Origin of the sequence: Brevibacillus sp. NPDC058079 (assembly GCF_042885155.1) — a bacterium.
Lineage (GTDB): Bacteria > Bacillota > Bacilli > Brevibacillales > Brevibacillaceae > Brevibacillus.
Window position 1 is genome coordinate 184,304 of sequence record NZ_JBHVSO010000006.1, and the last position, 23,332, is coordinate 207,635.

General features: G+C 46.8%; 20 protein-coding genes. 7 read left to right on the forward strand and 13 right to left on the reverse strand.

What is annotated here, in order from left to right:
- Positions 1–21 precede the first annotated feature (21 nt).
- The 4 genes from ACFVS2_RS19120 to ACFVS2_RS19135 all read right to left on the reverse strand — a co-directional run bounded on the left by ACFVS2_RS19120 (position 22) and on the right by ACFVS2_RS19135 (position 5,313).
- Positions 22–1,209 carry an ROK family transcriptional regulator gene (locus ACFVS2_RS19120; protein WP_390236607.1) on the reverse strand — a complete coding sequence of 396 codons (1,188 nt, stop codon included), beginning with the start codon at positions 1,207–1,209 and terminating at the stop codon, positions 22–24.
- 135 nt (positions 1,210–1,344) lie between these two features.
- On the reverse strand, positions 1,345–2,265 hold the full coding sequence (gene metA / locus ACFVS2_RS19125; RefSeq protein WP_390236610.1) for a homoserine O-acetyltransferase MetA: 921 nt from the start codon (positions 2,263–2,265) through the stop codon (positions 1,345–1,347).
- A 142-nt stretch (positions 2,266–2,407) separates the two neighbouring features.
- Positions 2,408–3,667 carry a Glu/Leu/Phe/Val family dehydrogenase gene (locus ACFVS2_RS19130; protein ID WP_390236613.1) on the reverse strand — a complete coding sequence of 420 codons (1,260 nt, stop codon included), beginning with the start codon at positions 3,665–3,667 and terminating at the stop codon, positions 2,408–2,410.
- A 197-nt stretch (positions 3,668–3,864) separates the two neighbouring features.
- Positions 3,865–5,313, reverse strand: coding sequence for a nicotinate phosphoribosyltransferase (locus tag ACFVS2_RS19135; protein ID WP_173618167.1), 1,449 nt, complete (start codon positions 5,311–5,313; stop codon positions 3,865–3,867).
- 143 nt (positions 5,314–5,456) lie between these two features.
- Here ACFVS2_RS19135 and ACFVS2_RS19140 point away from each other — a divergent pair, with 143 nt between their 5' ends.
- The 4 genes from ACFVS2_RS19140 to ACFVS2_RS19155 all read left to right on the forward strand — a co-directional run bounded on the left by ACFVS2_RS19140 (position 5,457) and on the right by ACFVS2_RS19155 (position 8,686).
- Positions 5,457–6,110 carry an MOSC domain-containing protein gene (locus ACFVS2_RS19140; RefSeq protein WP_390236616.1) on the forward strand — a complete coding sequence of 218 codons (654 nt, stop codon included), beginning with the start codon at positions 5,457–5,459 and terminating at the stop codon, positions 6,108–6,110.
- A 43-nt stretch (positions 6,111–6,153) separates the two neighbouring features.
- Complete coding sequence (gene rluF / locus ACFVS2_RS19145) at positions 6,154–6,840, forward strand: 23S rRNA pseudouridine(2604) synthase RluF (protein WP_173618169.1); 687 nt, start codon at positions 6,154–6,156, stop codon at positions 6,838–6,840.
- Between the two features lie 188 nt (positions 6,841–7,028).
- Positions 7,029–8,297 (forward strand): threonine synthase, encoded by a 1,269-nt coding sequence (thrC, locus tag ACFVS2_RS19150; protein WP_390236898.1) that lies wholly within the window; start codon positions 7,029–7,031, stop codon positions 8,295–8,297.
- Between the two features lie 188 nt (positions 8,298–8,485).
- Positions 8,486–8,686 (forward strand): cold-shock protein, encoded by a 201-nt coding sequence (locus tag ACFVS2_RS19155; RefSeq protein WP_106840543.1) that lies wholly within the window; start codon positions 8,486–8,488, stop codon positions 8,684–8,686.
- Positions 8,687–8,863: 177 nt separating this feature from the next.
- Here ACFVS2_RS19155 and ACFVS2_RS19160 read toward each other — a convergent pair whose 3' ends face one another.
- On the reverse strand, positions 8,864–9,523 hold the full coding sequence (locus ACFVS2_RS19160; RefSeq protein WP_390236620.1) for a Crp/Fnr family transcriptional regulator: 660 nt from the start codon (positions 9,521–9,523) through the stop codon (positions 8,864–8,866).
- A gap of 176 nt (positions 9,524–9,699) precedes the next feature.
- Between ACFVS2_RS19160 and ACFVS2_RS19165 the strand changes: the two genes are divergently transcribed.
- A complete protein-coding gene (locus ACFVS2_RS19165) occupies positions 9,700–10,413 on the forward strand; it encodes an alpha/beta fold hydrolase (protein ID WP_390236623.1) in 714 nt (237 codons plus the stop codon).
- 52 nt (positions 10,414–10,465) lie between these two features.
- On the opposite strand, the gene ACFVS2_RS19170 is transcribed toward ACFVS2_RS19165, so the two are convergent.
- Positions 10,466–11,893, reverse strand: coding sequence for an aminotransferase-like domain-containing protein (locus ACFVS2_RS19170; RefSeq protein ID WP_390236626.1), 1,428 nt, complete (start codon positions 11,891–11,893; stop codon positions 10,466–10,468).
- Between the two features lie 112 nt (positions 11,894–12,005).
- Here ACFVS2_RS19170 and ACFVS2_RS19175 point away from each other — a divergent pair, with 112 nt between their 5' ends.
- Complete coding sequence (locus ACFVS2_RS19175; protein WP_390236629.1) at positions 12,006–12,932, forward strand: DMT family transporter; 927 nt, start codon at positions 12,006–12,008, stop codon at positions 12,930–12,932.
- A gap of 58 nt (positions 12,933–12,990) precedes the next feature.
- Here the strand turns inward: ACFVS2_RS19175 and ACFVS2_RS19180 are convergent, their stop codons facing one another.
- The 5 genes from ACFVS2_RS19180 to ACFVS2_RS19200 form a co-directional block, all read right to left on the reverse strand.
- The gene (locus ACFVS2_RS19180) at positions 12,991–13,986 is read right to left on the reverse strand and encodes a hypothetical protein (protein WP_390236633.1); all 996 of its coding nucleotides are present in this window, start codon (positions 13,984–13,986) and stop codon (positions 12,991–12,993) included.
- Positions 13,967–14,539: an RNA polymerase sigma factor gene (locus ACFVS2_RS19185; RefSeq protein WP_390236636.1), complete on the reverse strand. Its 573-nt coding sequence runs from the start codon at positions 14,537–14,539 to the stop codon at positions 13,967–13,969. Before ACFVS2_RS19185 ends, ACFVS2_RS19180 begins: the two co-directional genes overlap by 20 nt.
- A gap of 248 nt (positions 14,540–14,787) precedes the next feature.
- Positions 14,788–15,114 carry a DUF1904 family protein gene (locus ACFVS2_RS19190; RefSeq protein ID WP_012684582.1) on the reverse strand — a complete coding sequence of 109 codons (327 nt, stop codon included), beginning with the start codon at positions 15,112–15,114 and terminating at the stop codon, positions 14,788–14,790.
- Between the two features lie 66 nt (positions 15,115–15,180).
- On the reverse strand, positions 15,181–17,238 hold the full coding sequence (locus ACFVS2_RS19195; protein WP_390236640.1) for an ABC transporter ATP-binding protein: 2,058 nt from the start codon (positions 17,236–17,238) through the stop codon (positions 15,181–15,183).
- A gap of 4 nt (positions 17,239–17,242) precedes the next feature.
- The gene (locus ACFVS2_RS19200) at positions 17,243–18,994 is read right to left on the reverse strand and encodes an ABC transporter ATP-binding protein (RefSeq protein ID WP_390236642.1); all 1,752 of its coding nucleotides are present in this window, start codon (positions 18,992–18,994) and stop codon (positions 17,243–17,245) included.
- Positions 18,995–19,393: 399 nt separating this feature from the next.
- Here ACFVS2_RS19200 and ACFVS2_RS19205 point away from each other — a divergent pair, with 399 nt between their 5' ends.
- Complete coding sequence (locus tag ACFVS2_RS19205) at positions 19,394–20,752, forward strand: TrkH family potassium uptake protein (protein WP_390236644.1); 1,359 nt, start codon at positions 19,394–19,396, stop codon at positions 20,750–20,752.
- Positions 20,753–21,037: 285 nt separating this feature from the next.
- On the opposite strand, the gene ACFVS2_RS19210 is transcribed toward ACFVS2_RS19205, so the two are convergent.
- Both ACFVS2_RS19210 and ACFVS2_RS19215 read right to left on the reverse strand, forming a co-directional pair.
- On the reverse strand, positions 21,038–21,745 hold the full coding sequence (locus ACFVS2_RS19210; protein ID WP_390236646.1) for an alpha/beta hydrolase: 708 nt from the start codon (positions 21,743–21,745) through the stop codon (positions 21,038–21,040).
- A gap of 164 nt (positions 21,746–21,909) precedes the next feature.
- The gene (locus tag ACFVS2_RS19215) at positions 21,910–23,322 is read right to left on the reverse strand and encodes a YfcC family protein (RefSeq protein WP_173618183.1); all 1,413 of its coding nucleotides are present in this window, start codon (positions 23,320–23,322) and stop codon (positions 21,910–21,912) included.
- Between the last annotated feature and the right edge of the window lie 10 nt (positions 23,323–23,332).

Genomic DNA, 23,332 nt, shown 5'->3' on the forward strand with positions numbered 1-23,332 from the left:
AATACAAAATGGCAAAGAAAGTCATGATTCTTCTGCCCATGTCCCTGCCAAAGGAGCAAAGTGCTGCATCGCCAAAGCTCCTGCTCCCATCACGATTGCCTCCCCCCTCAATTCGGAAGGAATGACCCGAAATTTCCCCTTGAATGGCTCCCAGATCACTTGATCGCTATGCTCCTCGACCAAGTCAATGATTTCGCGATAATTCTCCACCAAATCACCGCTTATAATCACGGTATCTGGATTGTACATGCATACAATATTGTTAATCGTGATTCCGAGGTACAACGCAGTACGAGAGACGATTTCCTTCGCCCAGCGCTCTTCGTTTCTCGCTGCCGCGAACACCTGACGGACATCACTGACATCCTTCACCCGACGCGCTTCTATGATCAAAGAATTTTCGTCTATGTATGTTTGCAGGCATCCGCGCTTTCCACATTCGCACAGATTCCCATTCGGATCGAGCGTCGTATGCCCCAGCTCTCCTGCGCTATTGGAGCCCCCGCGAAACACTTCGCCATTGATAATCAACGCAGAACCGATACCCGTGCCAATGCCGATCAAGGCTGTCTTGTTCGAGCCCTTGGCAGATCCATACAAGTACTCCGAGAGGATTTTCACCTTCAAATCATTGTCGATAACGGTTTTGATTTTCAGCCTTTTTTCAATCAGGCTGGCAAACGCTACGTCCTTCCAGCCCAGCGTAGTGGATAGCTGAACAATCCCTCGCTCATAATTGATCACCCCTGGCATCCCAATGCCGATCCCGACCACTTTTTCTAGCGGAATACCTGTCTGGTTGAGCATCCCTTCGATCTCATTACAAATCAGTTCAGCCGTTTCTTCCGGTGTAGAATCCTGTGTTTTATGATCCATCCGGTGCTGTGCAATAATCGCTTCGCTAAAGTCCATGATCCCAAAGCTGATGCGCTTTTTTGCCATGTCCACGCCGATTGTATAAATGGCCCCCGGCTCAATGTCGAGCATGATTGCCTTCCTGCCCACACCTGATGAGGTTAGCTCTGTCTCTCGAATCAGTCCTTCTTCGCACAGCTCACTGACAAATCTGCCAATCGAGGTGGCGCTCATCCGCGTAATTTTGGCGATTTCTGCACGCGATATCGGTCTCTGCTTTTTGATAATGTCGAGGATCATTTGCTTGTTATGCTGCTTAGTCACGTCCTGATCTTGCTTCATGATTTTTTTCATCATACAAAACTCCTATCTTGCTTGAATTCCCGGTAGCATTCCTGCGCGATTATTCTCACACTACCTGTCGTCATTTATTACGTCAACTGGGCCAAATAAAAACCATCCGAATCACCTCGGATGGTTTCTACGTTGCTATCGCTTGTTGTTGTTCAAATCATACGGTGTCTCTTGGTAAACGTAATAGTTTAACCAGTTGGAAAACATCAAATTCGCATGTGCGCGCCAGGTGACGATTGGCTCTCGACTTGGATCGTCCTTTGGATAGTAATGACGCGGAACAGCAATATCCAAGCCTTTGTTCACATCCCGCTGGTACTCATCTTGCAGGGTGGTCGGATCATACTCGGAATGTCCTGTCACGAAAATTTGTCTGCCATCCCTCGTCGCTACGATGTAAACCCCTGCCTCATCAGACTCGGACAAAATCTCCAGCTCTGACACTTGCTCGATGTCTTCCCTGCGATTTTCGGTATGCCTGGAATGCGGAATGTGGAAGTAGTTATCAAATCCGCGGAACAGCTTCACCTTTTGCTTATTGAGTGTATGAGGGAAGATTCCGAACATTTTTTCTGGCAAAGGATGCTTCGGAACGCCGAAGTGATGGTAAAGACCCGCTTGTGCTCCCCAACAAATATGCAAGGTCGAAGTGACGTTCTCCATTTTCCAATCGAGGATTTTTGTCAGCTCCTGCCAATACGTGACGTCTGTGAACTCGAGCTGTTCCACTGGCGCCCCGGTGATGATCATGCCATCAAATCGCTGGTCACAGATCTCCTCAAACGTTTTATAAAACATCGATAAATGTTCTTCCGACGTATTTTTGGACGTATGACTGGACATGTGCAAAAGCACGATTTCCACCTGTAGCGGCGTATTCCCCAGGAGGCGGAGCAACTGTGTTTCCGCTGTTTCCTTCACTGGCATGAGGTTGAGAATGACGATCCTGAGCGGTCGTATGTCCTGTGTGAAGGCACGGCTATCCTTCATCACAAAAATATTTTCTTGGGCGAGTATTTCCGTTGCAGGTAATTCGTCGGGCAATTTGATTGGCATAAAGATCCCCCTTTCCATCCTTTGAACACAGGTAGAAAAACAATAATCCGACAAATTCGACAAAAATACTAGCCTTCCTGCCAATTCCACAGGGGAAAACGAAAAAATCCCCTTGCAAGCAAGTTGCAAGAGGCCTCTTCCCTTAAATCCAGCCGCGCGCTTCCATCGCCTCCGTAATTCGCAAAAGCGAGATCATATAGGCTCCCGTGCGCAAGTCCACCTTGTATTGATCAGAGAGTTCTTTCACGGCGCGATAGGCGTTAATCATTGTCGTTTGCAGCTTTTCGTTTACCTCAACCTCGGACCAGTAGTAATTCATCAGATTTTGCACCCATTCAAAATAAGAAACCGTTACGCCACCTGCATTGGCGAGAATATCAGGAATAACGATAATTCCTTTTTCCCGTAAAATGGCGTCAGCATCCGGTGTAGTTGGTCCGTTTGCTGCTTCTGCAATCCACTTGGCCTGAATGCTGTGGGCATTCGCTGCTGTGATGACATTTTCCAACGCGGCCGGGATCAGAATATCCACTTCCAGCTCCAACAGTTGTTCATTGGAGATGACCGTACCACCTGCATACTCCAAAATGGTGGCGTTGTCTTTTAACTGACCGACCTTTTCGATGTCCAAGCCAGCAGCATCATAAATACCTCCGCGTGAGTCACTGACCGCCACGATTTTAAAGCCCAGCTCTGTTAAAAGCCTCGCTGCTATTCTTCCAGCATTGCCAAAGCCTTGAATCGCGACAGTTGTTTGTTCCGGCTTGCGTCCAGAATCTTTTAATGCCTCGAGTATGGTAAAGACACATCCGCGGGCAGTCGCTTCGTTTCTTCCTTTGGAGCCGCCGATACTCAGCGGTTTTCCCGTGATGACTCCCGGAGAATAGGTGCCTTTTAATCGACTATACGTATCCATCATCCAGCCCATGATTTGTGGGGTCGTATACACATCGGGTGCAGGTATATCTGTCTCCGGTCCGACAATATCAGCGATGGCTTCCATGAAGCCGCGACTGACTCGTTCCAGCTCATTTTTACTGAATTCGTGGGGATCACATATGACGCCACCTTTTCCGCCGCCATAAGGAAGACCAACCACGCCACATTTGAATGACATCCACATGGAGAGCGCCTTGACTTCATCCATTGTCACATCCGGGTGAAAGCGAATCCCTCCCTTGGTCGGTCCTACCGCATCATTATGCTGAGATCGGTAGCCTTCAAAGACACGTACGCTGCCATCATCCATCTTGACAGGAAAACTAACAGCCAATACTCGTTTGGGTCGCTTTAAAATTTCTACAGCATCGCTCCGCAATCCCAACAATGCCGCTGCAGCATCAATCTGTTTCTGCACAATTTCGTATGGATTTAGGTTTTCTTTCTCTACAGTATTTAGCATCTCTCTTCCTCCCCAATACATTTCACATGCGTTTTCCACATCACCTTGGCGCAGAACTAAAGGATGAATGGAGTAATTATATACGATGAAAGTAAATTCAGACAATTTATTTTCTTTGTTTTCACATTATTGTGTTATTTTTGGTAAACAAAAAAAAACGCCCGATGCATCCTCGCGACACATCAGACGTTTTTCTCTTATTTTTTCAAATACGCCTTCATCAGCTTTGTTTTCGTCTCCCACATCTCTTCGCTGATGTGCAGACGGTAATGCTCAGGATTCAGCATGCGCAAGTATTCAGGCCAGAACAGCTTGAGCTGCTCACGATGGTAGTTGCGAATCTCTTGAAGGGTCGGCAGTTCATAGACTAGTTCCCCATCCACAAATACCGGAATGAGCAGCGACTCTGCCTGGTAGTTCTCCAAATGCTTGCTCAAATACGTATGGCTCGGATGGAACAAATGGAGAGGTGCTCCCTCGTCGACTGTTGTTTCATGTGGGAAGCACATGTAGTCAGCAATCGCTTTCCCTGTTTCCGTATCAATCAATCGGTACATATCTTTGATGCCCGGCGTTGTGACTTTTTCCGGATTTCCGGAGATTTTGATGGTCGGCTGATATTCTCCGTCCGCGCCTTCGCGCGCCACCAGCTTGTATACGCCTCCAAGTGTGGGCTGATCCGCTGCCGTGATGAGCTGCGTTCCTACTCCCCAGCTATTTACGCGTGCTCCTTGTACTTTCAGGTTCATAATCGTGTGCTCATCGAGATCGTTGGAAGCGACAATTTGCACATCGGTCATGCCTGCCTTATCAAGCATTTCGCGCGTCTTGCAGGACAAATATGTCAAGTCGCCACTGTCCAAGCGCACCGCCATCAGCTTTTTGCCTTGTTTCTCCAGACGTTTTCCGACCTTAATTGCATTAGGCACGCCGCTTTTGAGCGTATCGTAAGTGTCGACCAGCAAGGTTACCTGTCCTGGTAGAGCTGCTGCGAAGCGCTCAAATGCTTCCTCCTCACTCTCAAAGCTCTGTACCCATGAGTGAGCGTGCGTCCCTTTTGTCGGAATGCCAAACATTTTCCCTGCCAGCATATTCGAAGTCGCGTCGAAGCCAGCCAAATACGCTGCCCGCGTCCCCCACAGCGCAGCATCTGCCTCCTGTGCCCTTCTTGTTCCGAACTCCATAAGAACATCATTGCCCGCCACGTTTTTAATCCGCGAAGCTTTGGTCGCAATCAGCGTCTGATAGTTCATGTAGTTCAACAGGGCCGTCTCAACCAGCTGTGCCTCCATGACACGCCCCTCTACACGAATCAGCGGCTCGTTCGGGAAAACCACGGTTCCTTCCTTCACGGAGTAGAGCGAGCCCTTAAAACGAAGCTGGCGCAGCTCTTCCAAAAACTTCGGATCGTAGTTCTCCTCCTGCTCACTCAAATACTTGAGATCGCTTTCTTCAAAACATAAATTTTTTATATAGGAAACAATTCGTTCCAATCCGGCAGATACGGCGTATCCGTTTCCAAAAGGCAGCTTGCGGAAAAATGCTTCGAAAACGACCTTCTGATTGTGTGTTCCGTTCACCCAATGGGCGTACATCATGTTGATTTGATATTTATCTGTGTGTAGTGCCACACCAAATGATTGCATGTCACTGAGGCCTCCTGTGTATTCCTTTCTATCATCATACCAGAAGCGTTCGCTGGTGCCCATCCGCTGTGGAGGATATTAGGGAATGTGGTATAGTATGGGGATAAAAAGAGAAGCAATCGTACAGGCTGGGAGTGAGCAAGTTGAGCAGAAAAATCGTTACGATTAGTAAAGGATTGCCTAAAAGTAATATGTACAACGGCAAGGAATATCTCTCCGGCATTTGGAAGGAGGAAGCGGACGAGCTCGTTGTCCGTTCCGAGAAAATTGATGATGACGATATCGCGAATCCAGAGTACCACGGCGGCCCAGATCGCGTCGTCTGTGCGTATCCTTTTGAACATTATGCCCATTGGGAGAAGTCATTCGGCCAACCTCTGACCAATGCGGCATTCGGAGAAAATCTCACGCTCGCTGGCATGACCGAAGAGCAGGTCTGCATCGGGGATGTGTATCAATTCGGTGATGCCATCCTGCAAGTGACCCAAGGCAGATTTCCTTGCGCGACCATCAACAAGCGAAACAACAATAACCAGCTGCTCAAAGCGGTGGTGGAAATGGGCTATACGGGCTATTTCTTCCGCGTCTTGCAGGAAGGAACGATCAAGCCAGACTCCAAGATTACCCTCATCACTGCACATCCAAAACAAGTAACGGTAGCGTCGATTCACCACTTATACTTCCATGACAAGTCACCATCCCAAGAGACGGTACAGCGTATGCTTGAGGTAGAGGAATTGGCGCAACCCTGGCGAAAAAAACTACTGGAAAAGGTTGTTCAACAAGTCGACTTTTGAACACGTATCGAAATAGCAGCAGCAATAGCGAAAGGAACGTCTCATGCGAATTAATAAGTTCATCAGTGAAACTGGCATTTGCTCACGAAGAGAAGCCGATAAATTAATCGAGGCCAAGCGCGTGACGATCAATGGCCAACTCGCGGAACTGGGAAGTACAGTTGCGTCAGGAGATGACGTGCGCATCGATGGGCAGCCGCTCGGCGTCAAAAAGAAAGATGTCTACATCGCCTTGAACAAGCCTGTCGGAATTACGTGTACCACTGAACTACACGTCAAAGGCAACATCATCGATTTCGTCAATCACCCGGAGCGGGTTTTTCCTATCGGGCGACTGGATAAGGATTCGCAAGGACTCATCCTGTTAACCAATGACGGAGATATCGTAAACAAAATTTTGCGTGCGGAGAACAATCATGACAAAGAGTACATCGTCACCGTAGATAAGCCCATCACGGCGAATTTCTTACACGGAATGGCAAACGGCGTACGCATTCTCGGAACGACCACAAAGCCTTGCGAAGTAACCAAAGTCAGCGACCGCGTCTTCAATATCGTGCTGACGCAAGGGTTGAATCGACAAATCAGACGGATGTGCCAAGCTTTTGGTTATCAGGTGCGAAAGCTTGAACGGGTACGCATCATGAACATTGCCCTGGGAAATTTGAAATTGGGGCAATGGCGCAATCTGACGGCCAAGGAATTGACTGATCTGAATAAAAGCTTGTGAAATAGGGACGGGTTGGAGTCTGTATAGTGGCTCCTTCCCGTCTTTCGTATCTGCATGTGAATATTTTATCTTTACTGAAAACTCTCGTTTACAGGCTCCCCTTCTCCGTTTACCATATAGAAAATCATACGAGAGAAAAGAGGTGGAGAGATTCTCCCCGCACACTATTTGGGGTGAATCTTGTGAGGATGAAACTGGTTTGTGTCGATTGCAGCAAGGAAGTGCCTGCCCATTTATTTGACTATCAATGCACGTGCGGTGGATTGTTTGACATTATTCACGATACGTCAGCCATCGATGCCGAACAGCTCAAGCGCGTCTTTCACGAGCGGCTGTCAGAACGCATGACACCTTATGCGAGCGGGGTATGGCGCTACAAAGAGCTGATTTTCCCCGAGCTTCCTGAAGAGTACATCACGACCAAGTACGAAGGAAATACAGGACTGTACGCATCTACACTCATCCAATCGTATGTAGGAAGCAACAGCAAGGTATGGCTGAAGGCACAAAGCGAGAATCCAAGTGGTTCATTCAAAGACAACGGGATGACTGTCGCCGTATCACACGGGCGTTCACTAGGCTATCAACGCTTCACCTGCACATCGACTGGCAATACCTCATCCTCTCTCGCCATGTATGCTGCACTCGCCCATGGCGAATCGTACGTGTTTGTTCCGAACAAAAACATTTCTTTGAATAAAGTCATGCAAACACTCGCCTACGGAGCAAAGGTCATCAGCTTTGATGGGACTTACGATGATGGCATCCGCTTTTACGAGCAATACAGCAAAGAGCTCGGCCTCTACATCTGCAATTCGATCAATCCATTCCGCATTGAAGGGCAGAAGAGTATCGTGTACGAAATTGCCCAGTACCTCAATTGGAACCTCCCCGATTGGGTGGTCATCCCTGGAGGAGCGCTAAGCAATGTGACAGCTCTCGGAAAAGGCTTGCAGGATTTGAAAAATCTCGGGTTCATTGAGAAAGTTCCTCGTGTGGCACTCGTACAGGCGGAAGGTGCTAGTCCATTCCATCGCATGGTCGCAGGCGGACACACCGAGTTGACACCCGAACCCAATCCATATACACGTGCCTCCGCGCTGAATATCGGCAATCCGCCCAGCTGGAAAAAGGCACTACGTACATTAGATGAAACAAATGGCGTTACCTGCTCCGTGACTGATCAAGAGATTCTCGACGCCAAAGCATGGGTGGATAAGAGTGGGATCGGCTGCGAGCCCGCCTCTGCTGCTACAGTCGCAGGATTGCGCAAGCTCATCGCAGGACAAGTGATCGACAAGTACGAAACAGCCGTGTGCATTTTGACAGGAAACATGCTGAAGGACACTGATGCACTGCAAGAGTATCATTTGGGGGAATCGGCGTCAGCGAGCTATCCGAATACAATTGTTTCGGCACAGCTTACGTTGAAAAAGATTGGCGCCATGCTTTCGTAACAGCTCATCAGAATTTTTTAATCAAAAATATGCGCGAATAATTTGCTATCCTTTCAATATCCTGTTATGCTAGTAGAGAATTATTTTTGTTCGAACAACGGATAGCGTAGATAGCAAATTTTCGTCTAGATGATCCTGAGAGCAAGGATAGTAATATATGTGTGTTACACACGTAGGAGGCAATAACAATGGAACAAGGTACAGTAAAATGGTTTAACGCAGAAAAAGGTTTTGGTTTTATTGAGCGCGAAGGTAAAGAAGACGTATTCGTACACTTCTCTGCTATCCAAAGCGAAGGTTTCAAATCCCTTGACGAAGGTCAAAAAGTTACTTTTGACGTAGAACAAGGCCAACGCGGACCACAAGCTACTAACGTTCAAAAAGTTTAATAGCCACACAAAAAAAAACAGACTCCTGTAAGGGGTCTGTTTTTTTGTTGTCTAAAACACAAATAAAAAACCCTACTCACAGAAATGGAGTAGGGAATGCTACAGAACAGTAAATGGTAGACTCAGTATAACACAGTAAATAGCTCTTCCTAAAATTTTTGTATTTTCAAATACGGATTATTCAACCGTAGGTAGTTTGGAACGTAGAATATCTGTAATTTGCCCCCGCGCTACACGCAGCAGCCCTTCTTTTTCCATTTTCTTCAATGTCCGGCTAATCACTTCACGAGCAGTCCCCAGCTCAATTGCCAACTGATCATGTGTAATGGCGAGCGAATCATTCTCCTCACCTGTATGCTCGATCAAATATTCGGAAATCCGAACCCGAATGGATTTAAAGTTAATGTCGTCAATCAAGTTCGACATGATAATCAATCGACGCGCAAATGATTGAAAAATATACTGGCGAAAGCCTTGATGCTTCTCGATCCATTTCTTATAAATCTTCGTTGGGACGTTCAAGACCATACTCGGCTTCTCCACGCAAGCCGATGCTTCATACACCGTTTCTCCCAATATACTAGACGCGATGAGTGGGCAGCACTCGCCAGCCGATAGCCTGTACAACGTAACCTCTCTCCCATCGCTGCTCAGTTTGAAAATGCGAACCAGCCCATCCAAGATTAATGGCGCATTCTCCAAAAACTCGCCTTCATCAATGGTAAAGTTGGCTGGAACCGTAGTGATGGAAATTCCCTCCTCTTGCCACTCTTCTGGAGTAAGTGCCGCCAGACTTGGAAAACGTGCAAGGACTTCAGCAATCTGCTCCTTTTGCATATGGACGAAGAACCTCCTTGTGAAAAAAATAACTTGGTGACAAAGTCACAGATTACCGATACAGATTTTTATTATTATTGCACTCAAGAGGAACGAACACAAGAACACCTGTTTAATTAGAAATCGCTTCGTTAACACTAACGAACGATCATCATGAAACGAAGGAGATGTTGTAAATGAGTACGTATGTATTGGTTCATGGAGCATGCCAAGGTGAATGGGTATGGGAAAAAGTAAAACCTGAGCTTGAAGCATTGGGACACAAGGTCGCGACATTGGACTTGCCTGGAAGTGGACAAGACATGACACCTCCAGAACAAGTGACACTGGATCTCTACGTAGAGAAAGTATCTGACCTGATCAAGCAACAAAACGAAAAAGTAATCCTTGTCGGACACAGCATGGGTGGCGTCGTCATTACGCAAACGGCAGAAAAAGTACATGATAAAATTGATAAGCTCGTCTACCTTTGCGCATTCTTGCCGAAAAACGGGGAAAGTCTCATAAGCAAGTATGAAGGAGAAAAAGGCCCGGAATTCGAATTGAATGAAGCCGACATGACGCTGGCTCCGAAGCTTGAGACTGTGGAAGAAACATTTTTCAATGCAGTTGAGGATGAGGCACTAAGGCTGGCGTCGATGAAACGTTGCCGTCCGCAAGCGCTGGCTCCATTTACACAACCAGTGCAAATTACTGAAGAGAAATTCGGAAGCGTTGATCGCGTCTATATTGAAACAACTTTAGACAATGCGATCCCAATCGATTTCCAACGCAGAATGAACACAGAAACACCTTGCAGCAAAGTCATTACACTGGAAGCCGATCATGCGCCTTTCTTGTCCAAACCAGAAGAACTGGTAAATCACCTCGATCAAGTAAGCAAATCATAAAATAACCAAAAACAAGGCTGTCGACCATCATGTCGGCAGCCTTGCTTCATTCCTATTCCTCTATGTTCAACTGGCGAACCGTACGTACGAGCCTTTGCAATCCATCCCGCAGCTGTTGTTCATTCAAATAAGAATAACTGATGCGTATCCAAGATTTTAACTCTCGCTGTGGGTCACAGATCGCGCCGGGCACAAACGTAATCGATTGCTCTATGCATTTGGCCAGAAGACTTTCCATCGGGACGGAATCAGGCAGCTTCACCCATAAATTAAAGCCTCCTGGTGGGCTGGACCACTCCCAGTCAGTCACAGACAGCTCTTCCTCCATGATATCCCGGCGAATGGCCAATGCAATCCGCAGCTTTGCCAAATGCTGCTGCATTCTTTCGGAGAAGAAATAATGCAAAAAAATCTTTTGATTCAACAGGGGCGCTCCACTGTCGGATAATGATTTCGCTTGAATCAAATACTTCATAATAGATGGACGGCATGCCACAGTCGCAATACTCAACCCCGGCGCGATGTACTTGCTAAAGCTGCGCAGATAGATGACATATCCCTCCGTGTCGTAAGAAAAAAACGGCAGTGGAGGCGCATCGCCGAAGTAAAGATCGCGGCACGGATCATCCTCTACGATCAGGCACTGATACTTCGCAGCCAGCTCCACCAGTCTCTTCCGTTGTTCCGCGGGAACTGTATAACCCGTTGGATTATGAAAGGTCGGATTGAGATAAAACAGGCGCGGTTTTTCTTTCTGCATCAAGCGTTCAACCTGCTCCAAATCATATCCATTCGGCGTAATTTCGATGGGAATCATATTGGCGCCCTGTCTTCTGAATACATCGATCGCAGGACTGTAAGTGGGTCTCTCCAGCAACACGACATCACGCGGCTTTACAAGGACTCTGGCAACCAAATCAATCGCTTCCTGCGAACCAGATGTAATCATCAGCTCATCGGGTGACAGGTGAAAATGATAACGGCTGACATAATAGCTGCACAGTGCTTCCCGCAGCTCCTGATCTCCCTGTGTGGTTGAGTAGGTGCCCAGTACCTTTGGATACAGATCAAACACTTTCTTCACGTACTCGGAAAAGTAATGATTTGGCAATAAATTCGGTTCGATCAATGCTTTGGAAAATTGATAGGTCGCCTGCACCTGATGAATTTCAGAAAGGTGGCTCTTGTGCACATAGGCAGAAACGATTGGATCATCCATCGATTCCACTGGCAACAGGCTGCTCGGTTGTACGTAATACCCCGACTTATCCTTCACATACACGTGGCGGTTTTGTTTTAATAATTGAAATGCTTTAAAAACCGTCAGGCGATGCACATTCAATTCCAGCGCCAATGTTCGAACAGAAGGAAGCTTCTCATGTGCCCGCCACTCTTCGCGTCTGATCCGGTCCAGAAGATATTCATATACTTGCTCGAACAGCTTATCAGAATGGCTGTTTGAAAGAGCCTCCCTTTTCATGCAAGCTTCCCCCCTTTCCCCCATGATAATGGATGGATCTTCGTATCTGTTCTATTCCGTTTCATCTGTTCTGTTTCCTTCCCTTTATGATGAGGAAAAGGGAGGAATCATAATGGTACTACTCAACTATGTGGTCATGTGCTTGATATTCGGAACGACCTTTCTGGCAATCAAAGTCGGTATTGATGCGGGGGCCCCACCGTTTTTCTCAGGAGGACTTCGGTTCTTACTGGCAGGTGTCATTTTGTTTTCATTTATGCTCTGGAAAAAACAGGCGCGACTGTCGCTGCTGCTTCATAAAGAAATGTTCCTTACTGGAGTCGGTTTGACGTTTGGGACGTTTGCCCCCTTGTATTGGGCGGAGCAGCATGTAAGTTCAGGAATTGCAGCCATATTATCTGCAACAGCCCCTCTCATGGTGATGCTGCTTCAGACAGGTATTACTCGGCAAAAGCTCCCCGGTATTTCGTGGGCGGGTTGCTTGGTTGCCTTTGTCGGTGTCTTTTTGCTAATTTTACCCGGTGTGACCATCTCATTCAGTCTCCTTTGGCTTACAGGGTGCATGGTAATCATATTCGGGCAAATCTTTTATTCTGCTGGTGCAGTTTACTCCCGTAGCGTCATTCAACGGTTTCAAGACACCTCCCCCATCGCTTTGAACGCCGCACAGATGATGTATGGAGGAGCCATGCTGCTTGTATTATCTCTGTTCACCGAGCAAGTGCATATCGAATCGATGCTCACGGCTAATGCGATCCTCTCGCTCCTGTACTTGATCGTCGTTGGTTCCATGATGGGGCACACCATATTCTATTGGCTCGTCGCCAAGACCAACCCTGTGTTTCCATCCACGTGGCTCTATATCTCTCCGTTGATTGCCTTAAGCTTGGGCGTCATCCTGTACAATGAGCCGCTTTATCTCCTGTCGTTAGCAGGGGGAATCACGATTATTGTCGGCATTATCCTGATTAATAGGGATGGCTTGAAGAAGTTGATGGGCAAAAAGGCAAACAAGCTACGAGACGTAAGCCATTCATGATAGAAAAGGAGTACCACAAGAAAGCCTAGTGCTCTGTGGTACTCCTCTATTCCATCTATTATTGTTTCATTTCGTTAATCTGCTCAGCGATTTTGATCAACCCGTCTTTGGATACAGCTTTCTCATCAGCACGCACAGAGTATTCCAGTTTTGTTCCATTTTTCACCCATTCGATCCAATGAAAATTTTCACCTTTTTCCGATGTATACGTCATGAGAGCCGCTTCATTATTGCCAACCTTGATCTTTTCCAAGCCGTCAGCGTTAGTACCCGCACTGCCTCCGTCCGCTATGCGTACCTCTACCCTTACTTGGCCTTTCTCTGACTTATAAGCGACACTGGTAAAATCGTACTTGTTGCTTGAAGGAATTTCTGTGAAGGCGTATTCTTTGTTTTCTTTGATGGCTTTTGCCTTTAGTGCCTCGAGGTCCACCATGTACTCGTAGTTTTCTTCAAAGTGTACATCACCTTCATCGAAACGGAAGCCTCCAGCAAGCTCGGCTGGAAGCGTGAACATCTTCCCTACAACCGGCTCCATTTCCTTCCATGTTTTATAAGTCATCGGCTTAGATACCATTGTGATATACGGTTGTTTATATATTGACCAGGTTATGTTCTTTTGGATTTCTTCCTCTTCTTTTGTCGGCTTCCAGTATATAGCGACTGAGGTCCCAGGCTTCAAGCCATTAATAATTTCATTATTGACCTCATCCCGATGCTCATACATTTTCCCCCTCGCCTCCATTTTCGCCTGTTCCTCTGGGGGCATTTGCTCAATCAATCGCTGTTGTTCTTGATCAGTATACTGCGTTACCTCGTAAACCACTTCGCCCTTCTCATTTTTCAATTGAATCATTTCTACCCCTGCCCATACAGAAGACGCTCCGACCAGCATACCTACAGTAACCAGCAAACCAATTTTCTTTTTCACGACTCTTTCCTCCTTGTTTTCCTTGGCACGGATGGCTGCCATGACTTTATGTTTGACATCGACCTTCGGGACTGGCTTCGCTCTCAGCATGTCATGCATGCCTTTAAACGGAATTTTGTCCATTAGCGGCCACCCCTTCCATCGTTGGCAAATAACGTTTGCACTTTTTCAAAACGCGTTCGAATCGCTTGCGCAAGGCTACAGGCTTTTTGTCCATAAGCTCTGCGATTTCCTCGTACTCTCTTTCCTCTAGCACACGCAGGAAAATAAGTGTACGTTCTTCGGCGGACAGTCGTTTCCAGACGCGTTCGATCGGCTCCCCAAAATAATTGCTATCGATGCTCTCCTCCACATAATTGCGTCCATCCTGATCCCGGTTGTACAAAAAAGGCAAAACGCGGCTTAATTTCCTGCGCTTTAGCACATTCGCACAATGGTTGTAAGCGATCCGATACAGCCATGCGGAAAATGACAGCGAGTACGTATACTGGTCAAGATGCTCGTAGGCACGAAACAGGACTTCCTGGACAGCGTCTTCTGCATCTTGACGGTGACCGAGCATGTGATAGCAGTATGTAAAGATCGGTTGTTGGTAATGATCGATAATGATTTCGTATTGCTCAAGAGAACCGGCTTTTATTTCGATCAGCAGGCGCTCTAATTCTGTTTTTTCCACTGTTTGCCCTCCTCTCACTATGAATAACAATTGGAAACTTTCATTTGTGACACCTATTTTAGAAATTTTTGGTTATAGGAACAAAAACTGCTCTAAATAAAAAGAGTGCTCCACCCGTCTCGTACGAAAAACCTCGTACTTACGGAAGGAACACCCTTATTCCATGCTTGTATTCATTTATTTGTCCGTACGCTTGTCGAATGCCTTGATTCTTTCCCGGGAAATCGACAGCACCTGTCGGCTTCCCTTTAGAAATGCTCTCCGTTGGCATAATAGCTTTCTTTTTGATAAGCGACAAATGCCATTTCCACTTCTGGAATGCCAAGAGATAAGACATGCTTGGTCACGATCTGGGCAAACTGGTCACGAACTTCTTGTCCCCGCTCGAACCATGCTACTTCGATAAAAGGAAACGACTCCACGATCTTCCCGCCAAAAACGCCTGTTGTATGCAAGCATTCGATCGTGAAATTGTCCGTGCCGCATTGGCATAATGCAGCAAGCTCCACTGCAAGCGGTTCGCTAATCGTTGCCATTTGTTCTGCTTGAATGCCTCGAACGATAAGATGTGGCATGATGATCCCTCCTGATTGTCCATATGCTCTATCTTACCGTTCAGCAGGCAAAAAGAGTAGAAAAAACTAGGTCAGAGCCGCGGCGCTTCCTTGCTTTCCAACTGCCTCTTGCACCCGCGCTTCTTTGTTCCCTTGCTGCAATTGATACATCTGATAGTACCTGCCTTGCTTCTCCATCAAGTCTTCATGCTTTCCTCGCTCTACAATTCTGCCTCGATCCAGTACGAGAATTTGATCTGCGTTTTTGATCGTAGACAGGCGATGAGCAATGATGAAGGTCGTTCTTCCTTCTTTCAACACCTCAAGTGCATTTTGAATAATGCCCTCTGTTTCCGTGTCGATGCTGGCAGTCGCTTCATCCAGAATGAGGATAGCCGGATCAAACGCGAGAGCACGCGCAAACGAAATCAACTGACGCTGCCCGAGTGAAAGCGTGCTACCCTTCTCGATCACAGGTTCATCGAATCCTTGCGGGAGACTGCGGAACAGTTGGTCTGCCCCCACATCACACAAGGCTTTTTCCACTTTTTCCGGCGAAATCGACGGATCATCCAGACTCACATTGGAACGAATCGTTCCTGTAAACAAAAACGGGTCCTGTAAAACAATAGCCATATGCTGACGAAGCTGTTGTTTGGAAAACGACTGCACATTGCGCCCATCAATCATGATCGCTCCACTGTTTATATCATAGAAGCGGAGTAACAGATTGATAATCGAGCTTTTTCCCGAACCCGTGTGACCAACCAGCGCCACTGTTTCTCCAGGCCATGCTTCGAATGAAATGTTTTTCAGTACGTATTGGTCGTCTTTGTAGGCAAAAGAAACATCGTCAAAGCGAACATTCCCTTGATAGCAAGGCACTTTTGCAGGATCAACGTCAATGCCCTCTTCATCCAGCAGTTCAAACACTCGCGACGCCGCAACGAGAGATTGCTCCAGGTTCGCCAATTGGTTGACGATCTGTGTCATCGGCTGGAACAAGCGATTGAGATAATCGACGAATGCGTAGAGGACACCAAGCGAGAGCAGTGTACCTATTCCGAGGGAAGCACCGCCGAAATACCAGATGAACAAAACAAACGCGATATTGCGGATGAACTGAACCAGGTTAAACGAAGCGGTCGCATTGAGCCGTAGCATTTTATTTTGGTAGGTGAACAGCTCTTCGTTTAGTTCACCAAATTCCCGCATCGTCTCCTTTTCTCTGCGAAACGCCTGAATGATCGGCATCCCTTGGATCGACTCGTTAATCATCCCATTGATGTCACTGATGCGTGCCCGAATGACATGGTTGAATGCAGAAGCGTATTTGCGGTACAAGTAAATCCACACGACCATGATTGGCAAAATAACCAGACAAACGAGCGCGAGTCGTACATCAAGCAAGAACAGCGCTGCGAAAATACCGATTAAATAAATCCCGCTCGTAATGAAGTTGCCGAGTACATTCGTAAACAGCTCACGGATTGCCTCCGTATCGTTTGTGACACGAGCAACCACCTTCCCGGCAGGGAGATGATCAAAGTATTGAATGGGTAATCGTTGAGTATGCGCGAACACATCATTACGCAGTCTCTCGATCACCTGATTCGCTGATTTTTGCCATAAGAACTTTTGTCCATAATGGAAAAGCGAGGCAACTACTAATAATCCGAAATAGAGAGCAGCCAGTGTGAGCAAACCCCTTGTCTCTGGCCGGAAAAATTCGAATATCTCCTGATTGCTTAAGAGAGTGGCCTGGTACTCAGCTCGATCCGTACCTTTGACAATGGCGAGCTTCCCATCCTTAATAGAGCGTTGCCCATCATATGAAATCGCCTGATTCAAGAAATAATAGTCGCGGCCTACCTGCAGAACACGAACTTCCCCACCTGTGCTCTCACCTGCTGCTAAGTGGTCCTGTCTTGTGTAGTACTTCCCTTTGTATAACACAGAATCCTCACGCTGTGCCGTCTCATACCAAGGGAATTCAATACCCATGATGTGCGTATCGATCATTTTTTTCGCCAAAAACGGCCCCGTCAGTTCTGCCCCAACCGAGATGGACAGCATCAATACCGCCAAGAGGATCGTCTTTTTAAAAATGGCTGCATAGTGGACTAGCCTTTTCCCCGTCGTCATTCATTCACCCGCTTTCTGTCAGCGTCGCTTCAATCTGTTGTTTCTCGAATTGTTCTTTATACCAACCGCCCAGCTCCAATAGCTGTGCATGTGTACCTTCCTCGACGATTCGTCCTTCGTCTATGACGAGAATCCAATCTGCATGCTGGACGGCCGTTAAGCGATGTGTGGTGATCAGTGTTGTTTTGCCTGCACGCTCCCGGCGAATATTCGTGATCATCTCCGCTTCGGTTTTTCCATCCACCGCTGACATGGCATCATCGAGAATCAAGATTTCCGGATTGACCAAAAGAGCCCGAGCAATCGAGACCCGCTGTTTTTGCCCTCCTGAAAGGGCTACGCCTTTTTCACCAACGAGCGTTTGCAAGCCTTCGGGCAATAGCTGCACATCCCGAGCAAATGCGGCCTGCCTCAACACTTCCTGTAATTCTTCTTCCGTCGCCTCGTTGTTCCCGAACAAGACGTTTTCGCGGACTGTCTTCGAGAACAGAATCTGCTCTTGTGGTACATAGCCGATCCAGCTCTTGATGTTATCCAGACTGATCTGTTCTAGCGCCTCTCCCGAAACACTGATGGCTCCCCGTCCTACCGGAAATTCGCGAAGCAGCTGTCGCACCAGTGTGGATTTCCCGCTTCCCGTACGCCCGACGATTCCTAGCGTCTGACCCCGACCAAGAGCAAAGGAGACATCCACTAGCTGGTCAACCTGCGCAGATGGATAGCGGAATGTCACGGAATCAAAGCGAATGACTTCTGGTACCGCCACATGCACCGGACTGTCGTGATCCTTCACATCGGCTTCGTAAGCCAAGGTTTCATTGACCCGATCCAGCGAGGCACTTCCTCTTTGCATCACATTAATCAATTCGCCAATCGCAAACATCGGCCAAATGAGCATCCCGAGATAGACGTTGAACGAGACCAGCTCTCCTAGGGTCAGTTCTCTTTGGAAAACGAGGTAGCCACCGTAGATCAAGCCGATCATATAACTGATTCCAACCAATATTTTGACGGTTGGCTCAATCAACGAATCGATTCTCGCCACATCGATATTTTTTTGATACACTTCATGCGTTTTTTGGCGAAAGCGATCCTGATCCGCCATCTCCTGTACGTAAGCTCGAATCACGCGAACCCCAGAGACGGATTCCAGCACGCGGTCGTTCAGCTCGCCGAACGATGTCTGTGCGGTAGAAAAACGCTCGTGAATTTTTTTCCCATATTGCTTGATGATGTAGGCCATGAACGGTAATGGAAGGATCGCCGCTAAGGTCAGCTTCCAACTGATCAAGAAGCCCATCGTCAGCACAATCGCCCCTGTAAAGGATAACGAGTCCACCATCGTCAAAATTCCGAAGCCTGTCGTCATCGAGACAGCTTTGAGATCATTTGTCGCTCGAGCCATCAAATCTCCCGTCCGATTACGCTGATAAAACGTTGGCGTCATCTGCAAAAAATGCGTCATGAGCTTCGACCGTAAAGTCCGCTCCGCCAGAAATGCTCCCCCAAACAGCTTGCGAATCCAGATAAAATTGACCCAATAAATCGCGACAGACAATACACCGAAAAACAGCAAAATGGATACCAGCCGCTCGCCAGTCAGCGTCCCTAGGTGAATCTCATCAATAGCCACCCCAATGATTTTTGGAGGGATAATCTCCAGTAGGCCGCCCAGAATCAATAGCAGAATAGCGACCGTATAACGTTTCCAATGCTCCTTGAAAAACCAATCAAGCTTTGCCAAAACCGAGAACATCCGTGTTTCTCCCCTCTCTTTAGCTGGCTAGGTGACCTTTTTTAGGGACAAAAAAGACATATCGCCCGTGAGCAACATGCCTTTTCATCAACAAAAATAGAAAAGGCGCAAGTTACGAAAAATGTAACCTACGCCATGTTAACGAGATCAAAAAAACGATACTACGCTCGTATCAATGGTGGGGTTACGTCATGTATGCCCTTGTTTGGATGACCCATGCGTACAATTCTTTTCATGACTAGCCCACCTTTCCATTAATATTTTGAATTTCCAATAAATACATTCTGAACTTTACCATTCTTGCGGATACATTGTCAACTGATCTTTTCCGCGCTTTTGCTTCCCTTCATTTATTTGGTATGATTATCCTCATGAAGCTTATTCAGGAGGCTATTTATTTTGTTATCATCCAATCAAAAGCGTCGATTGACATCTGTTCAAATCATCGTGTTCGCCTACGTTGGGCTCATCCTGATCTCAGCGTTTCTTCTGTCATTGCCGTTTTTTCACTTGCCGGGAGTCTCTCTTTCTTTTATTGACTCTTTGTTTACCGCGGCGAGTGCCATCAGCGTTACCGGGCTAACTGTCATTACGATTCATGAGGTTTTCAACCAGTGGGGGATTCTCTTTCTTACGTTGCTCTTCCAGGTTGGCGGGGTCGGAATCATGACACTCGGAACGTTCATCTGGATCCTCATGGGTCAAAAAATCGGTCTGGAACAGCGCATCTGGATCGCGACAGACCACAACCGCTCCACGTTGTCCGGTCTGGTCGACCTAATGCGCAATATTCTCGTGATTGCGCTCTTGATCGAGCTGGTGGGAACCATCCTGTTAGGCAGTCATTTTATTTACGCCGGCTACTACGACGATTGGTACACCGCGTTCTACCACGGCTACTTTGCATCTGTCAGTGCTTTTACGAATGCCGGGTTTGACCTGCACGGAAATTCCATGCTCGACTTTACCCACGATTACGTGTTTCAGACTATCGTGATGATCTTGATTATTTGTGGAGCGATTGGGTTTCCTGTACTCGTGGAGCTGAGAACGTACTTTTCCTATCGCCGTGCAAAAGTGCGTTTCACCTTTTCGCTCTTCACCAAGATTACGACACTGACGTTCTTTTCCTTGATCGCCATTGGCGCCCTGCTCATTTTCGTTTTTGAACGAAATCAGTTTTTGGCCGATAAGTCCTGGCATGAAATGCTATTCTATTCGTTGTTCCACTCCGTTTCTTCTCGAAGCGGCGGCTTGGCTACGATGGATATTAGCCTCTTGTCGACCACAACACTCATCATGCTCTCCGGGATGATGTTCATTGGCGCCTCCCCGAGCAGCGTGGGCGGGGGGATACGGACGACGACGTTCTTCGTCCTGATTGCCTCTGTTTTTGCCAACATGCGTGGCTACAAGGAAGTAAAGGTGTTCGGAAGAGAGCTGGTTGATGAGGACATTCAGCGCTCCTTCATCGTCTTTTTCATCGCGATTATCCTGGTGTTCACAGCGGTCATGCTGCTCGTCTGGCTGGAGGATTTACCTTTCCAGTACGTCTTGTTCGAGGTTTGCTCTGCTTTCGGTACGACCGGATTGTCTAGCGGGATTACAGCTCAGATGGGCATCGGCGGCAAGCTCATCCTGATTATTACAATGATGATCGGACGTATCGGGATTATCAATTTGCTCCTCTTCTTGAAGCGCAATGACCGAATCGTACGCTACCATTATCCGAAAGAACGCATCATCATTGGTCAATAGAGGAAAGGAAATCCCCCAGAGCTATGTAGCCATTGGGGGATTTTTTTCTAGAATCAAAAAGCTGGCAGAGGACAGGTCTCATAGGAGCCAAGTCCAGAATTTCCACCCGAAGCGTAATTATCCTCCCAGTATTTCCGATAATCAAAAGCGGATTGATTTTCCGTACTCATGGTGAACTTCCCCACTTTCTGCCTTCGAAAATGATGTGTCGTTGCACTGTTTATGCGCGAGAATGATTTTAATGAAAGGCGATGTTTTAAAACAATGTTTGAAATTATATTATCATTAAACGTAAATATGTTTTTTTAGCCATTGTCTGAAATACTGCAACTGTTCCTCAGAATGGAAATAGTGTTCTCCATTCTCCATTACTTGCAAATTACAGTGAAAACGTTTATTAAATTCAGATACAACGTCAAACTCACATAAGTTATCTTCTGAACCATAGAGAATTGAAGTTGGATTATTCCAAGCAACAATAGGATGTTCTTTCACATAACAGTAGTAATCCCAATAGAGAGTTTGTCCAATAGGTGTAGAAATTTCTTTCTCTATTTTTAGTCTACTCTCACTTATGTTAAACCATGTCATCATATTATTTATGATACGTTCCATATTTACCACAGGAGAGAGAAACAAACACTGCTTCAACGGCTCATGGCTATATTCTAATAGGCTAAAATATGCTCCCATGCTACAAGCAAAAATGCTTATATTATTTGATAACGATTTTGCATAGGTCATAATTGTATTAAGGTCTTGAACACAGTTTTGAACTTTGCAAAGATAAGTATCATCCTTACGGTCACCATGTTGAGGTAAATCAAAACTAAGCACTTGATAACCTACTGCTGTTGCTTCTTCTGCAAATACAATAATCGAGTCATCTGCCTTATTTGACATGTTACCATGCACCACCACAAATAACTTATCTGATTTGTCACCCCACAAAATCGCTGGGATGTTTTCTATTTTAAAATTATTTTTTATCATTACAATTTATCCTCCATGAAATATAAATAATTCGTCATTCCAAATGTAAAAAAAGCAAAATCCCAGAATGCCGTAAAATCAACATTCTGGGGTTTTTAATTTCAGTACAATTTACTCTAAAATGGACTTTTTGGACAGCCCCTTCTTTGTCATCGAATGTCGGCTTAATACGGGCCCCAGTTAATCAATACCCCGATAACGATAAACACGATAGAGAGAGCTGTCCATACCGCTGTAAGCGGAAGCATGAACTTCAGCCACTTGCCGTAGGAAATGCCACTCATCGCCAAAATACTCATCAGAACACCTGAGGTCGGATTAATGCAGTTGACCACACCTTCTCCGAGCATCAGAGCCTCTACTGCCACTTGGCGCGTAATGCCCATCAGGTCAGCCAATGGTGCCAACAACGGCATCAGCATAACGGCTTCACCTGAACCGGACGAAATCAAGAAGTGCAGCCCGGCGCTTCCGAGGAACATCCCAATTGCACCTGCCATCGGTGACAGCGGCTCCAGAATGGTAGCAAGCCCGTACACGATGGTATCAAGGAACTTCCCATCTTCTAAAATGACCGTGATCGCACGTGCCATACCGACAATCAAAGCCCCATAAATCAGGCCCTGACAGCCCTTTAAGAATGTTTTGGCGATATCGTTGCCACTCATCTTGTTGAGCAAGCCTACTCCGATCGCAATGAAAATAAAGATTCCTGACATCTCGTTTACGTCCCATTTGAACAAGATCGTGCAGACGATAAAACCAATCAGAACGATCCCCGTAAACGCCAAGATCAATTTGTGACGGGTTGTAAAATCAACATTTTTCGTGTCTGCTTCCATCGTGGTTGAGCCACTATCAGAAGGAAAGAGCTCGTCCCCCAAGATACTCTTGTTTTGACGAACCTTCCGCGCGTAACGCCCGATGTACAGAATGGTTACGATCACAAACGTAACATAAATGATGGTACGGTAGCCGATACCTGAAAACAGCGGCAGCTCCGCAATTTGTTGGGACAAGCCCAGCGTTCCTGGAAAGGCAATTGTCGTATTGAATCCGGCATACACACCCAAATAAATCAGAGCCACACCGAAGATCGCATCCATTTTCATCGCTCTCGCAATCATGATGCCGAGCGGAACGAAAGCAATGACGGAGTTGACGATGACACCCAACGTACCCAATACGGAAAAGACGGAGGTGATCAAAATAACCAGCAGCCACTCTCTATTTCCTAATTTTCGGACCATGGTCAGAATCGCTGCGTTGAGTGCACCTGTCTTATCCAAAACAGCTAAAGCACCGCCTGTGAACAAAACGAGGAAGATGATTGGAGCGCCTTTGACCATCCCTGTCTGGATCGCGGTAAAAAACTCGATAAAGCCTGTAGGATTTGGTTCCACCGCATGATAGCTGCCCGGGACAACCGTCGTCACATTGCCGTTTTTTACACGGTCAAATTCTCCTGTCGGGACCACATAGGTAGCCAACGCACATAGAAGTAAGATGCAAAACAAAAGGACATAGGCGTCTAGCCGAAATAAGCTTTTCTTTTTTAGTTGCTTGCTCTCTGTCATAAGGTAACCC

Excerpts from the sequence above, each read along its gene's own strand:
- ACFVS2_RS19190 (WP_012684582.1), bottom strand. The coding sequence starts at position 15,114 with ATGCCACATCTTATCGTTCGAGGCATTCAAGCAGAACAAATGGCAACG.
- ACFVS2_RS19180 (WP_390236633.1), bottom strand. The coding sequence starts at position 13,986 with ATGGACAAAATTCCGTTTAAAGGCATGCATGACATGCTGAGAGCGAAG.
- ACFVS2_RS19165 (WP_390236623.1), top strand. The coding sequence starts at position 9,700 with ATGAGTACGTATGTATTGGTTCATGGAGCATGCCAAGGTGAATGGGTA.
- rluF (WP_173618169.1), top strand. The coding sequence starts at position 6,154 with ATGCGAATTAATAAGTTCATCAGTGAAACTGGCATTTGCTCACGAAGA.
- ACFVS2_RS19130 (WP_390236613.1), bottom strand. The coding sequence starts at position 3,667 with ATGCTAAATACTGTAGAGAAAGAAAACCTAAATCCATACGAAATTGTG.
- ACFVS2_RS19175 (WP_390236629.1), top strand. The coding sequence starts at position 12,006 with ATGGTACTACTCAACTATGTGGTCATGTGCTTGATATTCGGAACGACC.
- ACFVS2_RS19170 (WP_390236626.1), bottom strand. The coding sequence starts at position 11,893 with ATGAAAAGGGAGGCTCTTTCAAACAGCCATTCTGATAAGCTGTTCGAG.
- ACFVS2_RS19215 (WP_173618183.1), bottom strand. The coding sequence starts at position 23,322 with ATGACAGAGAGCAAGCAACTAAAAAAGAAAAGCTTATTTCGGCTAGAC.
- thrC (WP_390236898.1), top strand. The coding sequence starts at position 7,029 with ATGAAACTGGTTTGTGTCGATTGCAGCAAGGAAGTGCCTGCCCATTTA.
- ACFVS2_RS19160 (WP_390236620.1), bottom strand. The coding sequence starts at position 9,523 with ATGCAAAAGGAGCAGATTGCTGAAGTCCTTGCACGTTTTCCAAGTCTG.
- ACFVS2_RS19210 (WP_390236646.1), bottom strand. The coding sequence starts at position 21,745 with ATGATAAAAAATAATTTTAAAATAGAAAACATCCCAGCGATTTTGTGG.
- ACFVS2_RS19200 (WP_390236642.1), bottom strand. The coding sequence starts at position 18,994 with ATGTTCTCGGTTTTGGCAAAGCTTGATTGGTTTTTCAAGGAGCATTGG.
- ACFVS2_RS19120 (WP_390236607.1), bottom strand. The coding sequence starts at position 1,209 with ATGAAAAAAATCATGAAGCAAGATCAGGACGTGACTAAGCAGCATAAC.
- ACFVS2_RS19195 (WP_390236640.1), bottom strand. The coding sequence starts at position 17,238 with ATGACGACGGGGAAAAGGCTAGTCCACTATGCAGCCATTTTTAAAAAG.
- ACFVS2_RS19135 (WP_173618167.1), bottom strand. The coding sequence starts at position 5,313 with ATGCAATCATTTGGTGTGGCACTACACACAGATAAATATCAAATCAAC.
- metA (WP_390236610.1), bottom strand. The coding sequence starts at position 2,265 with ATGCCAATCAAATTGCCCGACGAATTACCTGCAACGGAAATACTCGCC.
- ACFVS2_RS19155 (WP_106840543.1), top strand. The coding sequence starts at position 8,486 with ATGGAACAAGGTACAGTAAAATGGTTTAACGCAGAAAAAGGTTTTGGT.